The organism is Curtobacterium sp. PsM8, from assembly GCF_030433875.1.
GTDB lineage: Bacteria > Actinomycetota > Actinomycetes > Actinomycetales > Microbacteriaceae > Curtobacterium.
In genome coordinates this window covers 16651-33696 of the sequence record NZ_JARUXD010000006.1, presented here as the reverse complement: position 1 = coordinate 33696, position 17046 = coordinate 16651, and the positions used below count along the sequence as shown (strand labels likewise).

The window sequence follows — 17046 nt, the reverse complement described above, 5'->3', positions numbered from 1 at the left end:
TGTGTCTGCTGCTCTTGCTGGGTGCTGTGTCGCGGCGACGAGGGTGTGACGCCTCGGAATGTGATGCCACGTCACGATGAGACTATGCATCGGGGTACACAACGGCAACCCCCCATCGTCCCCACTTCGGGGGACCGGTCGATCTCCGTCGGTGCCGCCCCTCGACCGGGCGGACCGGCGGCTCCGATCCCGGTGCTCCAGTCGGGTCGAGAGTCCGCCCGACCTCCTGTATGCTCTTGGTCGAACACCTGGAGACGTCGCATAGTCAGGCCGAGTGCACCACCCTGCTAAGGTGGAGTCCCCTCTAGGGGACCGAGGGTTCAAATCCCTCCGTCTCCGCACTCCACGAAACCCCGGTCTCGCGCCATGCGAGCCGGGGTTTCGTCGTTCCGCCGTGCGGTGCTTCGACGAGGTCGGGCCAGGCCCGGGATCGGCGCACCGGCTACGGTCATCGGGTGATGCGACGGATGACGACAGCCGCGGCGACCGTGGCAGTCGCCGCCCTGCTGCTCGCCGGCTGCAGCACGGGCAGCACACGCGCCGACGGTAGCGGCATCGAGGCCTACGTCGAACCCGGTGGTGGCGCTGCCGATCGCGTCCGGACGGCGGTCGACCGCGGCGCGGACGTCATCGGCGTCGACGGCGCTGCACTGTCCGACGACGGCACGCACCTGCTCCCGACTTCCGGCGACGTGGGTGAACTCGTCGGGGTGGCCGCGAAGGCCGGAGCCCGGACGGAGGTGCTCTTCAGCAACTACTCCTCGACCATCGGGGACTTCTCGCCCGAGGGTGCAACGGCCCTGTTGTCGTCGTCGACCAACCGTGCCCGGGTCGTCGGGCAGCTGGTCGACCTGGCGGCACAACTGGGGACCGACGGCGTGCAGATCGACCTCGAGTCGATGCGCTCCCAGGACCAGGCCGACCTGGTCACCTTCACCCGGGCACTCCGCACGGCGGTCCGCGAGCGGCTCGGGGACGACGCCGAGGTGTCCATCGCGATGATGTCGTCCACCGACCCGGCCGAGTACCGCGAGCGGGGCTACGACCTGGCCGGGCTCGCCCCGCACCTGGACCGGACCGTGCTGATGACCTACGACCAACACGGGCCGTGGAGCGACGCCGGCACGATCGGGTCGCTGCCGTGGGCACGGAAGGCGATCCGGACCGCGATCGACGGGGGACTGCCGGCGGACCGTATCGACGTCGGCGTCGCCGGCTACGGCTACGCCTGGGGCCCCGGCGCGGATGCCGCACCGATCCCGGCAGCCCGGGCCGCGCACCTGGCGGGCGACCGGGCGCAGTGGTCGGACCGGACGGGGGAGTGGTCGGCGACGCTCGCGGACGGGCGGCAGCTGCACTGGTCGGACGACCGCTCGTACGCCGCCCGACGCGACCTGGCTCGCGACCTCGGCGTGCACGGCGTCGCGATGTGGTCCCTCAACCTGTCGGCACTGCCCGATCGTTGAGCGGGAGGCGGCACCGGGCCTCCCGTCCGGACGACGCATTCGGTGACGCATCCTCCGGTTGTGCTCACTCGGCCGTTGTAGCATCGCCGGACATCGACCCAGCGACGAGGAGAACTGCGTGCCGGAGCTGACCCACCACACCGTCCCGATCGACCGGATCCAGGACGCGGGGGCGGCCGTCATGGCGTCGGTCGCGACCGTGGTGGACGGCAAGTCCGACGCCATCCGCACGGCCCTCACCGTGATGCTGGCGGAGGGGCACCTGCTCGTCGAGGACGTCCCCGGCGTCGGCAAGACGGTGCTCGCGAAGGCCCTCGGCGCCTCCGTCGGCGGGTCCGTGAGCCGCATCCAGTTCACCTCGGACATGCTGCCCTCGGACGTCACCGGCGTGAACATCTACGACCAGTCGTCCGGCACCTTCCGGTTCTCACCCGGGCCGGTGTTCGCGAACGTCGTGATCGGCGACGAGATCAACCGCACCAGCCCGAAGACCCAGTCGGCGCTGCTCGAGGCGATGGCGGAGTCACAGGTCACCGTCGACGGCGTCACCCGGCCCCTCGAGTCCCCGTTCATGATCGTCGCGACGCAGAACCCCGTCGACATGGAGGGCACCTACCCCCTGCCGGAGGCGCAGCGCGACCGGTTCATGGCGCGCATCACGATGGGCTACCCGAGCCCCGGTGCCGAGCGCCGGATGCTCGCGGCCCGCGGCGGCCACGACCCGCTCGCCGACCTGCGTCCGGTCGTCGACGTCGACACGCTCCGGGCGATGATCGCGTCCGTCCGCACGGTGCACATCGCCCCGGACGTCGAGGCGTACATCGTCGAGATCGTCCGCGCGACACGGATGCACCCCGACCTGCTCCTCGGCGCCAGCCCGCGCGCGACCCTGCACCTGGCGCAGGCCGCCCGGGCGCACGCGGCGCTGCTCGGCCGGCCGTTCGTCACGCCGGACGACGTCGCGGTCCTGTCCCCGGTCGTGTTGGCCCACCGACTCGTCCCGGTGGCCCGTGGCCTCGGCGGTTCGGCGGAGGACACCGCCCGCGAGATCGTCGTCCGGATCGTCTCCGACACCGCGGTGCCGTTCACCGCGACCCCCGTCCGCTCCTGATGGTCGACCAGCGCCCCGCCGTCCGTCCGTTCGCGCTGCGCGCGGGCGCGGCCGGCTCGGTGCTGTCCCGGGTCGGACGTCGCGGGCTCGGCATGCTGCGCCGGACCCCGTTCCCCCGCCCGACGCTCCGCGGCTGGACCGTCCTGGCGGTCGGTCTCGGCCTCGTCGGCGGCGGCCTGGTCGCCTCGATGAGCGTCGCCGTCTCCGCGGGGCTGCTGCTCCTGGTGCTCGTCGTCTCCGGCGTCGTCACCGCACTGGCCGTGGCGGCGCCGCTCCGCGCCTCCCGGTCGGCACCGCGCGCGATGGTGCAGGTGGGCGAGGTCTACCGGGAACGGGTCACGATCCGCGGGTCGGAGGTGCGGTTCGCGCCGCGCTCGACGCTGCTCGTCCGCGAGCAGCTCGACGACCTCTTCGTGAGCACCAACGAGGCCGCGTCGCTCGTCACCATCGGACCCGGCACCCCGCCGGCGGTGCTCGACGTCGAGGCACTCGCGATCCAGCGTGGGCGGGCGTTCGTCGGCCCGGTCACCGTCCGCGTCGAGGACCCGTTCGGGCTGCTCCGCATCGACCGACCGGTGGTGCCGGCCGAGGAGGTCGTCGTGGTCCCCGGCACGACCCCGCTCTCCGCACTCGACACCGGGGCGCTCGCCGGCGCGGTCTCCGCCGACGAGGGCCGGGTCGGTCAGGGCGGATCCGCCGACGACAGCGAGCTCCGCCCCTACCGGCCGGGCGACCCCATCCGCCGGGTGCACTGGGGGCAGAGCGCGAAACGCGGCGTCCTGCACGTCCGCCAGACCACGCAGGCGCAGCCGCCGGAGGCCGTGGTCGCCCTGGACGTCCGCCGCTCGTCGTACCAGCAGCTCGGCCGCGACGACCTGTCCGAACTGTCCGACCTCGGCGGCGACCAGGCCTTCGAGCACGCGGTCGTGGTGGCGGCGAGCGTCGCCCGGGCACTGTCGGCACGGACCTCCCGGGTCGCGCTCGTCAGCGACGGACCCGGCGGCGACGTCCGGCACAGCGGGGACGCCGGCGGGCTGTCCGAGGTGCTCGTGGGTCTCGCCGACGTCCAGGCGCGGTCCGATGCCCGGGAACTGACTGACGTCCTGCACGGTGTCCGCGGCCGGGACGTGCACGGCATGACCGCCGTCGTGACCGGGCACTGCAGCCCGGAGGAGGCCGCCGAACTCGTCTCGACGACGAACGGGTCGAGCCGCGGTGTGCTCGTCACCGTCGTCGCCCCGGACCCCGTCGTGCGCGGGATCATGGGTCGTGCCGGGTGGCGCGTGCTCGTGGTGCCGGTGCCCGGCACGACCATGAGCGGACACAGCCGATGACGGCCACCAGCCCGAGCGGACACACCCGATGACCGCCACCAGCCCGGCTCGGCAGCGCGAGCACGTCGACGTCCGCCAGGTGCTCGACCGCGACGACCGCAGCCCGGACACCCCCGGTGCCTGGGTCGTCGCCCTCGCCCCGCTCCCTGTCCTCGTCGCCGCGCTCGCGATGCGCCCACTCGTCCAGGGCATCTCGTGGTGGCTGTCCGGCGCGGTCTTCACGGCCGTGCTCGTCGCGGTCCTGCTGGCCGTCCGGACCCGCCCGCGGGGCGTCCGGTTCGTGGCGCTCGTCGCGACGCTCGTGCTCGGCTCCTGCGCCGCCGCGCTCCTCAACGACACCGCACCGCTCGGGTGGCTCGACCGGAACGGTGCTCTCGGGCAGACGCTCGCGGCGATCCGCCTCAACCCGGCGCCGCTGCCGCAGACGGACTCGATCCGGCTGATCGTGACCGTCGCGATCGCCTGGGTCGCCGGCGCCTCGCTGTTCCTGGCGGCCGTGGCCCCGACCGCCGCGCTCGCCGCCGCACCCGCGCTCGTGATCCTCCTGGTGCCGGGCATCATCACCGGCGAGGCCCCGTCCGCCTGGCTGGTCGTGTTCACCGCGCTGGCCTTCCTCGCACTGCTCTGGACGTCGGTCCGGCCGGTGCAACGGGTGTTCCCGGCCGCCGTGGTCGGTGCGATCGGGCTCGTCGTGGCGATCGGGCTGCCGGTCCTGGTGCCGATCAACGCCGGCTGGCTCTCCGGTGTGACCGGGGCGGTCCAGTCGCCGATCCAACCGGGACGCCCGGGGACCCTGCTCGAACTCGGCCAGGACCTCCGCCGACCGAACGAGCTCGAGGTGTTCCGCTACCGGTCCTCCGACGGGCAGCCCGAGTACCTCAAGCTCGCGGACCTCGACGAGTTCGGGACCGGTGACTGGGTGCCGACCGTCACCGACGCCTCCACCGCGGACACCGCGGACCAGTCCCGCCGGGTCGACGGCGTGAACCCGCGGTTGGCGGACCGCGGCGACGTCACCGTGCAGATCACCGGGCTGTCGAGCAACTACCTGCCGCTGCCCGCCGGGGCGATGTCGGTCGAGTCGAAGTCGACGAACCTCGACCTCACCCAGTGGCGATGGTCCGGCGACGCCAACACCGTGCGCTCCGCCGGTCCGGCGACCCGCCGCGGTGCCACCTACGAGGCGTACGGCGCCTCGGTCTCGGCGAACGCCTACCTCGACGCCATCGCCGCCTCGGGCCGGCTGTCCCAGGCCGACGGTCGTGGCTTCGTCGCCCCGTCGCCGGCGCAGCTCCGCACCGACACCGAGCTGCCGAAGGACCTGCCGGCGGTGATCCGCACCACCGCGGCCCGCGTCGACGCCGGTGCGACCACCGACTACGCCCAGGCCCGGGCGCTCGAGCAGTGGTTCCGCAGCGGCCTGTTCACCTACTCCGAGACGGCCCCGGTCGAGCAGGGCTACGACGGCGACAGCATGGACGTCATCGCCCGGTTCCTGCAGGAGCGTTCCGGGTACTGCGTGCACTTCGCGTCCGCGATGGCCGTGATGGCCCGGACGCTCGGCATCCCGTCCCGCATCGCCGTCGGCTACCGCGCGGGTGCGAGCCGCGAGGACGGCCAGTACACGGTGTCGAACCGCCAGCTGCACTCGTGGCCGGAGCTGTACATCCGGGGTGCCGGCTGGGTGTCGTTCGAGCCGACGCCGGACTCCGACCAGGCCGCGCAGCCGCAGCCCTCCGCGTCCGCCACGCCGGCACCCGTCCCGACCGCGACTCCGCTGCCGGCCCCGGGGGAGACCGCGCCGGCGTCGGCCTCGGCGACGCCCACTCCGACGCCGACCTCGGCGGCCGCGGCTGGCAGCAGCACGGGTGGCGGCAGCATCCCGTGGGGTGTGCTGGTCGGTGTGCTCGTCGCCCTCGCGGTCCTGGTGGCGCCCGGTTCGGTCCGTGCAGCGCGACGACACCGTCGACTGGCCGGGGTCGCCGCCGGACGCCGGCCGGCCGTCACCGCCTGGCGGGAACTGCTCGACGACCTCGCCGACCACGGCTTCACGCCGGGGGCGGCTCCGCCCGGCGATGCGGCTGCGGTCGCCCGGACCGCTCGCGCCGATCTCGGTCGGCTCCGGACGGTCGTGCCGCCATCGGTGCTGCCGGCCCTCGGATCCGTCGTGGACGCCGTCGACCACGAGCGGTTCGCCGCCGACGGCCGGTCCGACACGCAGGCACTCCTCCGGTCCGTCCAGGAGGCCCGCACCGCGTTGGACGCCGCCGTCTCCGGTGGCCGCGTGCTCCGGTCCCGACTGCTCCCGCCGAGCCTGCTGCCCGCCGGGCGTCCGACCGACCGACGGCCGGCGCCTGCGGCGGGCTGACCCGGCCACGCTGGTGCCGTCGCCGGTCAGCGCGGCCGCAGCACCGCCTCCACCATCGTCGCGACGGCGTCGCCCGGGTTCATCCCGTCCAGGGCGGGTGCGTCGAACACCATCCCGGAGTTCGTGGCGATCAGGATCGTCGCGAAGGTGTCGAGCGGCATGCCGGGGTCGACCTCGGGGTGCGCGGCGAACCAGGTGTGCACGAGTTCGCGGACGCCGTCCTGCAGGGTGCGCCGCTGGCGGATGAACTCGGGCATGAACTCCGGGTGCCGGATGGCGTACGCCCGCAGTTCGGAGAGCAGGGCGAACTCGGCGCTCTGGTCGTGTCGTCCGAACGCTGCCCGGACGACGTCGCCGACGTCCGCGGCGCTGATGTCGATGCGGATGAGCTCCTGCAGCGACTGCAGCACCCGGTTCGTCGCGCGCTGCATGACCTGCGCGAGCAGGTCCTCCTTCGACGAGAAGTTCGAGTAGACCGCGCCCTTGCTGAAGCCGGCGGCGGCGGCGACGGCGTCGAGTCGGGCTTCGTGCACGCCCTGTTCGGCGAAGACCCGCGAGCCGGCGGCGAGCAGACGCTCCCGGACCTCGGATCGTGGAGTGCGGGGGACCGGCGTGGTGCGGTCCTCCGGTGTGCCCGGGTCTGCCGGGTCGCTTGCGTCGGTCATCGGAGGATCCTGTTCCGGGACTCTGCTGGTGCGGGTGGAGCTGGTGCTGCGGCGGTGCTCGTCGGGTGGTGACCGGTGCTCCCGTCGGCAGGCCCGGGGGACCGCACCGCGTGTCTGATCACGCGCGGAGCGGTGGCCCCTCGTGCCGGCACGGATGGTGCCTGCACACCCGCGGCTGGACCGCCGTCTTCGGGTCACGTCGGTCCGTCGTCCGGGGGAGTGCAACCGGGTCGATACCCGGCGGTCTCGAGTGTACGGGCTGGGGGTCGCCGGGGACAGCGTGACGGTCAGTCCTCGCGGCGGTCCGCGGGATCCGGTGCGTCCTGGTCGAGGTGCAGCGCGCCGGTGTGCAGACCGTCGAGGCGGATGCTGCCGGTGTGCAGACCACCGGCACCGGCGTCCTGCCCGGGCCGGCGGAGGAGCCCGGAGGCACCCGGACGGAGCAACCGCGCGGCACCCGGACGGACCGGCCGCGGCGTGCGCCCACGCCCGCGGCCGCGTCGGAGCAGCGAGGCGAGCTGGGACTGCGGCTGCCAGTTGCGGCCGTTCGGCAGGCCCCAGCCCCAGCGGACGGCGCCCCAGCGGAGCAGCAGCGAGAGCACGACGGCGGCGACGATGCCGATCGTCGGGGACCCCAGGGCCGAGGCGCCGACCATCACGGCCGACGCGGCGACGGCGACCGAGGCGTAGAGGGCGTTGCCGCCGAACACGGCCGGCACGCGTCGCAGCAGCAGGTCCCGCCCGACCCCGCCGCCGACCGCGGTGATGGTGCCCATGATGATCGCGGCGGGCCACTCGAGCCCGGCGTCGAACGTGCGCTGGACCCCGACCACGGCCCAGAACCCGATGACGGCGGCGTCGAGGAACGTGAACAGCCGGTCCCACCCGCGCTCGGAGAACGACACGAAGAAGGCGACCAGCGCCCCGGCCACCGCGACCGGCACGTACAGCGGGTCGGTGAGGGCGACCGGGGGGCCGTTCTGCAGCAGGACGTCGCGGAGCATGCCGCCGCCGAGGCCCGAGACGAACCCCACCACCAGGAAGCCGAACAGGTCGAAGTCCATCGACCGGGCGACCGCGCCACCGAGCAGTGCGGACGCGAAGACCCCGGCGAGGTCGAGCACGTTCGTCACGGCGGCGAGGCCGTCCACGGTCAGCAGGTTCATGAAGACCATCAAAGCGCACGGCTCCCCGGCTGGCGGTTCGCGCGCCGGTTAGGTTAGCCTCACCTTCGTCATGCTCGCCACACTCGTCATCGGTCTCCGCGAAGGCCTCGAAGCCACCCTGATCGTCGGGATCATCGCCGCGTTCCTCCGACGGAACCGCGTCCCCCTCGCCCCGATGTGGACCGGGGTCGGCGTCGCCGTGCTCCTCAGCATCGCCGTCGGGCTCGGGCTGCAGGCGGTCGAGCAGGCGCTCCCGCAGGCGCAGCAGGAGGCGATGGAGGCCCTCATCGGCATCGTCGCCGTGGTCTTCGTCACCGGGATGATCGTCTGGATGCGGACCCACGCCCGCCACCTCAGCCGGGAGCTCGAGGCCAGCGCATCCGCCGCCCTCGGCCGCGGCACCGCCTGGGCGCTGGCCGGCATGGCCTTCCTCGCCGTCCTCAAGGAGGGCTTCGAGACGTCGGTCTTCCTCCTCGCCACGTTCCAGGCGTCGAGCGACACCGGTCTCGCCGCCCTCGGCGCGGTGATCGGCATCGCCGGCGCGGTCGTCGTCGGCTACGGCATCTACACCGGCGGCGTGCGGCTCGACCTGGGGAAGTTCTTCACCGGCACCGGCGTCTTCCTGGTCTTCGTCGCCGGCGGCCTGGTCCTGACCGTGCTCCGCCGCGCGCACGAGGCCGGCTGGGTCGTGATCGGCCAGCAGCGCACCGTCGACCTCAGCTGGCTCGCTCCGAACGGGTCGGTGCAGGGCGCCCTCGTCACCGGCGTGCTCGGCATCCCGCCGGACCCGCGCGTCATCGAGGTCCTCGGCTGGGTCCTCTACGTCGTGCCCGTCCTGGCCCTGTCGCTCTGGCCCCGCCGGTGGAAGCCGTCCGCCGTCCGCGTCCCCGCCGTCCGCATCGCGGTCGCGTCCGGACTGGCGGTCGCCGCCCTCGCGCTCGCCGTCGCCGTGCCGACCGGGCACACCGACGTCCCCGCGACCACCCGGGTCACCGGCGACGCCCGTTCCGTCAGCGCGACGGTCTCCGGGTCCGCCGCCACCCTGCGCGTCGCCGGCAGCAGCACCGGCAGCAGCTCCGGAAGCACCGGCCGGGAGGCCCGGATCACCCTCCCCGCATCGGCTCACCGCCGCGTCACCCGCGCCGGCACCACGACCGACCGGTGGCGCGTCACCGCGGACGGAGCGGCCGCCGACGAGCCCGCCACCCTGACGCTCGACGACCTCGTCCAGCTGTTCGGCCGGATCCCGGTCGGCATATCGCCGAGCAGCGCGCCGGGGCCGTACCGGGCCTCCTGGGCGACCCGCGACACCGTGACGCTGTGGAGCGTCGACGGCGGCGTGGTGGACGCGAGCCGTGCGGAACGCTCGGTGCTCACGCTGACCGGTGGAGGCCTCCCGACCGCCCGGACCAGCACGCTCGACCGCACCGTCTGGGCCGTGCCGCGCGCCACCGTCGACCGGACGACCGCCGCCCTGGCGGCGGACCGGACCCACACCGCGGAACTCGCCCTCTGGACCCGCTGGCTGCCCCTCGCGCTCGGCATCGCCGCCGCCGCACAGGTGCTGCTCGCCCTCCGGGACCGCCGTCGCCTCGGCCTGCCCGACTCGACCGTCCCGTCGACCACCCCCACCCGTGGCCCTCCCGTCACGGCGACCGCAAGGAGCACCGATGCCGTTCGGTAGAGCGACCACCGTCCGACCCCTGACCACGCGGGGGCGCCTCGTCACCCTCGGCGCGCTGGGCGCCGTCGCGGCACTCGCCCTCACCGGCTGCGCGAGCAACGGGACCGCCTCGGGCGACGCCACCGAGACCTCCGGCAAGGTGGCCCGCGTCACCGTCACCCTGACGAACGACGGTTCCGACCGCTGCGCCGTGAGCAGCAGCACGGTCGGCGCCGGACCCGTGACCTTCACGGTGAAGAACGAGTCGTCGACCGCCATCACCGAGGTCGAGCTGCTGCAGGACCAGCGGATCCTCGGCGAGAAGGAGAACCTGGCGCCGGGACTCGACCCCGTCTCGTTCACCGCGACGCTGACCGGCGGGAAGTACCAGGTCTACTGCCCCGGTGCGGAGCACGAGCTCACCGGCCTGACCGTCACCGGGTCCGTCAAGTCCACCGCGAACAGCAGCGCCGCGAGCCTGCTGCAGGACGGCACCAAGGGGTACGCCGAGTACGTCGACGGCCAGGTCACCGACATGGTGACCGCGGTCGACAAGCTCAAGACCGACGTCGACGCCGGCGACCTGGCGGCGGCGAAGACCGACTACGCGAACGCCCGGCCGTACTACGAGCACGTCGAGAGCGACGTCGACGGCTTCGTGAAGGCGGGCCACAAGGCGACGGACAACGCCGGCAACCTCGACTACCTCATCGACATGCGCGCCTCGAACGCCGACCCGGCCGTCGGCTGGAGCGGCTTCCACGCCGTCGAGCGCGACCTGTTCGCGAACGGTGCGATCACCGCTGACACGAAGCGGTACGCCGACGACCTGGCCACGAACGTGCACCTGCTCGCGAAGCTCGTCCCGACGCTCGACTACAAGCCCGAGGACCTGGCGAACGGGGCCGCCGGACTGCTCGAAGAGGTCCAGTCGAACAAGATCACCGGCGAGGAAGAGGCCTACAGCCACATCGACCTCGTCGACCTCGCCGCCAACGTCGAGGGCTCCCGGCAGGCCTTCGCGTACCTCAAGCCCGGACTGACCAAGGTCGACCCGGCGCTGACGAAGCAGATCGCCCAGCAGTTCGACGCCACGAACACGCTCATGGACGGCTTCCGGAACGCCGACGACCTGGGCGGCTTCGACAGCTGGGACGCCAGTGCCAAGGCGGCGCACGCGAACGCGATCTCGCAGCAGGTCCAGGCGCTGCAGGACCCGCTGTCCCGCCTGGCCGAGAAGGTCGCCACGGCGTGAGCGGCCGCAACGACCGGGACACCGCCGAGGACGACACTCGCGGGGTCTCCCGCCGGGGGCTGCTCGGCGCGGGTCTGGCCGTCGCCGGGGCCGGAGTCGGCGCGGCCGCGGGCATCGCCGGGTCCGCCGTCGCGAGCGGGGTCGACCCGTTCACCGCGGCGGCGAACGGCGACGAGTCGGTCGACATGTCGCGCAGCCACCCGTTCTACGCGACGACGGCCGGTGCGCCTCAGGGTGGCATCCGGACCGATCCGCAGCGGCACTGCGTGTTCATGACGTTCGACCTGACGCTCGGCACCGCGACCGAGCTGCAGGTACTGCTCGCCCGCTGGTCGGCCGCGATCGCGCAGCTGCAGGCCGGCCAGACCATCGGCAGCGTCGAACCCGCCCACGGTGACGGCGTCGGCGCGGACACCGGAGAGGCGCTCGACCTCGGGCCCGCGTCCCTCACCGTCACGGTCGGCCTCGGCCCCGGGGTGTTCGACGAGCGCTTCGGCCTGGCCGGCAAGCGTCCGGCGGACCTGACCGAGCTGCCGTCCCTGCCGAGCGACCGCTTCGAGTCCGGCCTGTCCGGCGGCGACCTGTCCCTGCAGGCCTGCGCCGACGACCCGCAGGTGGCGTACCACGCGGTCCGCGACCTGGCCCGGATGGCCCGGGGGAGCGCGACCGTCAAGTGGACCGTCCTGGGCTTCGGTCGGGCTTCGGCCGGGCCGACCCAGGCGACCCCGCGGAACCTGATGGGCTTCAAGGACGGCACCCGCAACATCACGACCGACGCCGAGCACGACCGCTTCGTGTGGCTCGACGAGGACGCCGACTGGATGGCCGGCGGCACCTACCAGGTGGTCCGGAAGATCCGGATGAACCTGGAGATCTGGGACGCCGACGTCGTCAGCGACCAGCAGCGGGTGTTCGGGCGGACGAAGGTCAGCGGCGCGCCGCTCTCCGGCGGGCAGGAGCACACCACGCCGGACTTCCACGCGACCGCCCACGGCCAGCCCGCGATCGACCCCCGCTCGCACGTCGCCCTCGCGGCACACGAGGCGAACGGTGGCGTGAAGATCCTGCGCCGCGGTTACAACTACACGGACGGCCTCAACCAGTACGGGCAGCTCGACGCCGGGCTGCTGTTCGTGGCGTACATGAACGACCCGGACCACTTCACCCGGCTGCAGCGGAAGCTCGGCGCGTCGGACCGGCTCAACGAGTACATCGCGCACATCGGGTCGGCGGTCTTCGCGGTCCCGCCGGCACCCCGCAAGGGTTCCTACATCGGCGAGCAGCTCTTCCGCTGACACCGGCCGATCGACGGGTGTGAGAGGGGTGTCCTCCGCCGTTTCCCTGGAGGCGGAGGACACCCGCGTCGCGGGGTCCGATCGGGCGGAACCACCGTCCGGCGACCCGGCGCGACGCATCGCGCGTGGCGACGGGTGCAGCGTACCGCGGTGACATGCGCAAACCGACCGTGCTGTCCGCGAGCGGCTCCCCGACGAACTGCCACGGGCCTCCCGGCCTGCCGCCCGCGAGAGCGTTCGGCAGGCCACACACACGACGGGCCCGCCCACCGGTCGGTGGACGGGCCCGTCAGGGTCGGCGAAGCCGGGAGGCGCGTCAGCCCTCCGAGCGCTCGCTCACGTCGTGCGCGGCACGCTTCCGGCGGACCACCAGCAGTGCGGTCAGCCCGGCGAGGAGCAGCAGCCCGGCCGTGAGGGCCGGTGCCGCGAGCTCGGCACCCGTGTAGGCGAGGTCCCCGCCGTCGGCGGTGTCGATCCCGCCACCGCTGATCGGCACGACACCGGTGCCGGTGCCACCGAGGCCGGCGTCGCCGGAGCCCTCGTCGCCGGAGCCGCCGTCACCACCGCCGGGGACGGGGGTCGGCGTCGGGTCGGAGCCGTCGGTGGGGTCACCCGGACCGGTGCCCGGGTCCGTACCGGGGTCGGGGACGACCGCGAGGGGGATGGTCACGGCCAGCGTGATCTGCTGCCCGTTCGGCAGTCCCACGACGAGCGGCTCGTCCGAGGTCTCGACCGCCGTGGCGGCCAGGCGCGACGCGGTCGACGGCGCTGCCGGCTGGGCGACGCCCGACTCGGGGACCGTGAAGGTCAGCGAGGCGCGACCCTGCTCGTCGGTCTTGTCGACGACCGTGGTGTCGATCGGGCTCGTGGCGAGCACCTGGTCCCCGGCCGAGACCGAGACGTCGCCGCTCTGGTCGCCGGCGTTGCTGAACACCAGCGAGGACAGGTCGACCGTCACCTCGTCACCGGTCTGGAAGCCGCCCTCGGGGACCGGCGTCGTGCGGACGCCGATCGCCCGCTGGTCGACCGGCACCGTCACCTCCGGGTGGGCACGGAAGTACTCGACCTGTGCCTCGAGGTCGACCTTGCCGCTGTCCTGCTTCGTGGCGGCCTGCTTGAACGCCGCGAAGTTGTCGCCCCCGCCCGCGAGGAACGAGTTGACGGTCACCTTGTAGGTGGTCGTCGCGCCGATCGCCTCGCCGTCCAGCGTCATCGACGTGACGCGGGAGCCGGCGGCGGCCTGGGGGTCGTACGTGTACGCGAAGCCGTCCGAGGCGCCAAGCTTGAGGAACGGACGGGACGCGGTCGACGGCTGCCACTGCTGTTCGAGCGCCTGCCGGATCTGGTCACCCGTCAGGTCGAGGACGACCAGGGTGTTCGCGAACGACTGGACCGCCGCCGCCTCCTTGTAGGTCACCGGGCCTGCCGCCATGTCCGCGCGGAGTCCGCCCGAGTTCATGAACGCGATCTGCGAACCCTGTCGATCGGTCGCTTCCCGTTGGACCTCGGCGACGAAGTTGCCGAGCGTGGACTCGCCACCCCGGTTCTCCGAGCCGTCGCTCTGGACGGCGCGCCGCATGTCGCGGTCGATGGAGCCGAGTTCGACCGCCCCCTGCACGTCCGCTTCGGCGACCGCTGCGTCGACGGTCTGCTGGACGCCGGCGTCCGGCGTGAAGGTGCCGTCGACGAGGCGGACGTTCTCGGCGACGCTCGGGGTGACCGTGCCGTCGGCAGCGACCGTGAGCTGCACGTGTCCGAGGTTGAACCCGTAGGAGCCGGTCTGGATCACTGGACGCGGGATCGTGCCGCCGTCGGGGACGACCGAGTGCACGTAGGTCTGGTGGGTGTGCGCGGACAGGATCGCCGAGACCTTCGGCGTGACACCGTGCACGGCTCGGGCGAAGTCGGAGCCGTTGTCGAGGTCGGCGGCAGCCGAGGACTCCGCTCCGTCGTGCACGAGGAGCACGAGCACGTCTGCTTCCCCGTTCGTGTCGTCACCGTCGGTCAGGTCGTCGGCGACGCTGTTGACCTCGGTGGTGATGTCGCCCATCTCGAGTCCGGCGATGCCGTCCGGGCTGACGAGCCCCTGCTCGACGAGGTCGACCGTGGCACCGATGAACCCGACGCGCTTCCCGCTGATCTCCTGGATCGAGTACGGGTCGAAGGCAGGCTCGCCGGTGGCGCTGTCCAGGATGTTGGCCGAGATGTAGTCCCACTTGGCGTTGCGGGCGCCGTCCGGCCCGGTCACACGGTCCCGGAGGTCGTCCTGGCCCTTGTCGAGCTCGTGGTTGCCGATCGCGCTGACGCTGAGGTCCATCTGGTTGAGGACGTCGATGGTCGGCTGGTCCTGCTGGATGAAGGACTCGAACGTCGACCCGCCGATGTTGTCACCCGAGCTGACGAAGGCGGACGTCGAGGCGTCCGGTCCGCGGAGCTGGTCGAGGGCACCGGCGAGGGTGGCCGCACCGGCGGCGTCACCGTCGCGGGGGGTCGGCTTCCCCGCGGTCTGCGAGATGGACCGCGTGATCCGACCGTGGAAGTCGTTGACGTCGTACAGGTCGATCGTCGTGTCACCGGCGGCCGCGGCGGCGGCCGGCGTGGTGGTGGCCGGCGTGGTGTTGGCCGGCGTCTCTGCGGCGGAGGCGGCGGTCGGGGCGCCGAGGGCGACGAGGACCCCGGCGGTGGCGAGGGCGGTGCCGGCGACGATGCCGCGCCTCCGCCTGGTGGTCTCGGGGGTGTGGGACGGGCTCATCGGTGTGAGGACTCCTGGTGTGGTGGTTCCGCCCCCGGACGGGGGACGCGACCTGCCGAACCTACGAGGATCCACAGGCGACACGCCAGACTCCGGGCGGCGGCGTCACATGATGTTCAACTGGCCGTGACACCGCTGCCCCACGGGCCCGGTCAGTCGCGGCCGAACGCACCCTTCGCCCGCTCGACGACCTCGGCGGCCATCGCCTTCGCCGAGTCCTTCACGACGTCGAACTCCACCGGGTCGCCCTTGAGCAGGCTCTTCGCGGTGTTCATCGCGTACTCGGCGGTGATGTGCGGCGGCAGCGGCGGGACGCTCCGGCTGACGTAGGCGTCGATGAGCGTGACGCCCTGGTGCGCGAAGGCACGCTCGACGGCGGCGTCCACCTCGTCGTCGCTGTGCACCGCGATGCCCTGGAAGCCGAGCAGTTCGGCGTACCCGGCGTAGTCCATCGTCTCGACGTCCTGCGAGCCGCGCCACATCGGGTTGCCGTCCTCGGTGCGCATCTCCCACGAGACCTGTCCCAGGTCGTCGTTGTGCATGACGACGATGACCAGCTGCTTGTCCTGCCAGCGGTCCATGTACTTCTTCACGGTGATGAGCTCGTTCATGCCGAGCATCTGGAAGGCGCCGTCGCCGATCGTGCACACCGCCGGGCGGTCCGGGAACGCGAACTTGGCGGTGACGGCGTACGGCATCGCCGCGAGCATCGTCGCCAGCCGGCCGGACATGTCGCCGTGCATGCCGCGGCGCAGCCGGATGTGGTGGCCGTACCAGTCCGCCGTGGTGCCGGCGTCGCAGGTGACGGTGACGCCCTCGGGCAGTCGGTCGTTCACGGCGCGGATGACCCGGCGCGGGTTGACCCCGTCGCTGTACGCGACCTCCGCCTGGCGGCCCATCTCGGCCTCCCACTCGCGCATCTCGTCGGCGAGCTGCTCCTGCCAGCCGAGGTCGTCCTTCTGCTCGAGCAGCGGCAGCAGGGCGTCGAGCGTGGCACCGACGTCGCCCCACATGTTGAGTTCGTTCGGGTACCGCAGGCCCAGCTGCTCGGGCTTGATGTCGACCTGGATGCCGCGGGCCTGCCCGACCTTCGGCAGGTACTCGCCGTACGGGTAGTTCGTGCCCAGGAGCACGATCGTGTCGCACTCCTTGATCTGGGTCAGGCTCGGGCGCGACCCGAGCAGACCGACCTGCTGCGTGTGGAACGGCACGTCGGAGGGCACGACGTCCTTGCCGCGCAGCGCGGTGATGATCCCGGCGCCGGCCTTGCCGGCCGCGGCGAGCACCTGGTCGGTGGCACCGCGTGCTCCGGCGCCGACCAGGAAGGTGACCTTCTCGCCGGCGTTGATGATGTCCGCCATCTTCCGGATGTCCTCGGCCGGCGGCGTGATCCGGGTCGAGGCCGGGACGTCGCTCGAGCGGGAGACCCAGTGCTCCGCGCCGGGCTCGGACCAGGGCATGGCCTGCACGTCGTGGGGGAGCACGACCACGGCCGGCTGCTTCCGGAGCATCGCGGTGCGGAACGCCGTGTCGAGGACGACCCCGGCGGCGTCCGGCGTCGTGATGGTCTGCACGTAGCAGGCGACGTCGGCGAAGACCCGCTCCAGGTTCGACTCCTGCTGCGTGAACGTGCCGACGGCTGCCAGACCCTGCTGCCCGACGATCGCGACGACCGGCTGGTTGTCCATCTGCGCGTCGTACAGGCCATTGAGCATGTGGAAGGCGCCGGGGCTCGACGTGGCGATGCAGACGCCGACCTCACCGGTGAACTTCGCGTGCGCCGTCGCCATGAGCGCCGCGATCTCCTCGTGCGTCGGGCGGATGTACTCGACGCCCTCGCCGGCACGGTCGGCCTTGCCGAGGGCGCCGTCGAACTCTCCGATGCCGTCACCCGGGTAGCCGTAGACGCGCGTGACGCCCCAAGCCTTGATGCGGTCGAGGACGAATTCGCTGACGTTCTGGCTCATGTCT

The 17046-nt window shown here is 72.8% G+C and carries 11 protein-coding genes and 1 tRNA gene; 8 read left to right on the top strand and 4 right to left on the bottom strand.

From position 1 onward, the window contains the following. The first annotated feature begins 250 nt into the window (after window positions 1-250). The 5 genes from QCD68_RS02300 (at window position 251) to QCD68_RS02280 (ending at window position 6279) form a co-directional block, all read left to right on the top strand. Window positions 251-339 (top strand) — tRNA-Ser (locus QCD68_RS02300). 128 nt (window positions 340-467) lie between these two features. Beyond that, on the top strand, window positions 468-1466 hold the full coding sequence (locus QCD68_RS02295) for a glycosyl hydrolase family 18 protein (RefSeq protein WP_301221863.1): 999 nt from the start codon (window positions 468-470) through the stop codon (window positions 1464-1466). 181 nt (window positions 1467-1647) lie between these two features. Then, a complete protein-coding gene (locus QCD68_RS02290; protein ID WP_111074644.1) occupies window positions 1648-2577 on the top strand; it encodes an AAA family ATPase in 930 nt (309 codons plus the stop codon). Next, a complete protein-coding gene (locus tag QCD68_RS02285; RefSeq protein WP_290155979.1) occupies window positions 2577-3911 on the top strand; it encodes a DUF58 domain-containing protein in 1335 nt (444 codons plus the stop codon). The genes QCD68_RS02290 and QCD68_RS02285 overlap by 1 nt, the downstream gene beginning before the upstream one ends. A gap of 28 nt (window positions 3912-3939) precedes the next feature. After that, on the top strand, window positions 3940-6279 hold the full coding sequence (locus tag QCD68_RS02280) for a transglutaminase family protein (protein WP_301221862.1): 2340 nt from the start codon (window positions 3940-3942) through the stop codon (window positions 6277-6279). Window positions 6280-6305: 26 nt separating this feature from the next. On the opposite strand, the gene QCD68_RS02275 is transcribed toward QCD68_RS02280, so the two are convergent. Together QCD68_RS02275 and QCD68_RS02270 are read right to left on the bottom strand one after the other, a co-directional pair. Continuing rightward, window positions 6306-6944, bottom strand: coding sequence for a TetR/AcrR family transcriptional regulator (locus tag QCD68_RS02275; RefSeq protein WP_111074598.1), 639 nt, complete (start codon window positions 6942-6944; stop codon window positions 6306-6308). Between the two features lie 287 nt (window positions 6945-7231). Continuing rightward, entirely contained in the window at window positions 7232-8110 is an 879-nt protein-coding gene (locus QCD68_RS02270; protein ID WP_221849222.1) for a trimeric intracellular cation channel family protein, read from the bottom strand. Between the two features lie 70 nt (window positions 8111-8180). Here QCD68_RS02270 and efeU point away from each other — a divergent pair, with 70 nt between their 5' ends. From efeU to QCD68_RS02255, 3 genes are read left to right on the top strand one after another with little or no spacing between them, the layout of a single operon-like run. Next, the gene (gene efeU / locus QCD68_RS02265; RefSeq protein ID WP_301221861.1) at window positions 8181-9794 is read left to right on the top strand and encodes an iron uptake transporter permease EfeU; all 1614 of its coding nucleotides are present in this window, start codon (window positions 8181-8183) and stop codon (window positions 9792-9794) included. Continuing rightward, window positions 9781-11028: an iron uptake system protein EfeO gene (gene efeO, locus QCD68_RS02260; protein ID WP_253464230.1), complete on the top strand. Its 1248-nt coding sequence runs from the start codon at window positions 9781-9783 to the stop codon at window positions 11026-11028. Before efeU ends, efeO begins: the two co-directional genes overlap by 14 nt. Further along, window positions 11025-12323: a Dyp-type peroxidase gene (locus QCD68_RS02255; protein ID WP_301221860.1), complete on the top strand. Its 1299-nt coding sequence runs from the start codon at window positions 11025-11027 to the stop codon at window positions 12321-12323. The genes efeO and QCD68_RS02255 overlap by 4 nt, the downstream gene beginning before the upstream one ends. A gap of 316 nt (window positions 12324-12639) precedes the next feature. Here QCD68_RS02255 and QCD68_RS02250 read toward each other — a convergent pair whose 3' ends face one another. Together QCD68_RS02250 and QCD68_RS02245 are read right to left on the bottom strand one after the other, a co-directional pair. Beyond that, window positions 12640-15075 carry a bifunctional metallophosphatase/5'-nucleotidase gene (locus QCD68_RS02250; RefSeq protein ID WP_301221859.1) on the bottom strand — a complete coding sequence of 812 codons (2436 nt, stop codon included), beginning with the start codon at window positions 15073-15075 and terminating at the stop codon, window positions 12640-12642. Window positions 15076-15227: 152 nt separating this feature from the next. After that, on the bottom strand, window positions 15228-17042 hold the full coding sequence (locus QCD68_RS02245) for a thiamine pyrophosphate-requiring protein (protein ID WP_301221858.1): 1815 nt from the start codon (window positions 17040-17042) through the stop codon (window positions 15228-15230). Window positions 17043-17046 lie beyond the last annotated feature (4 nt).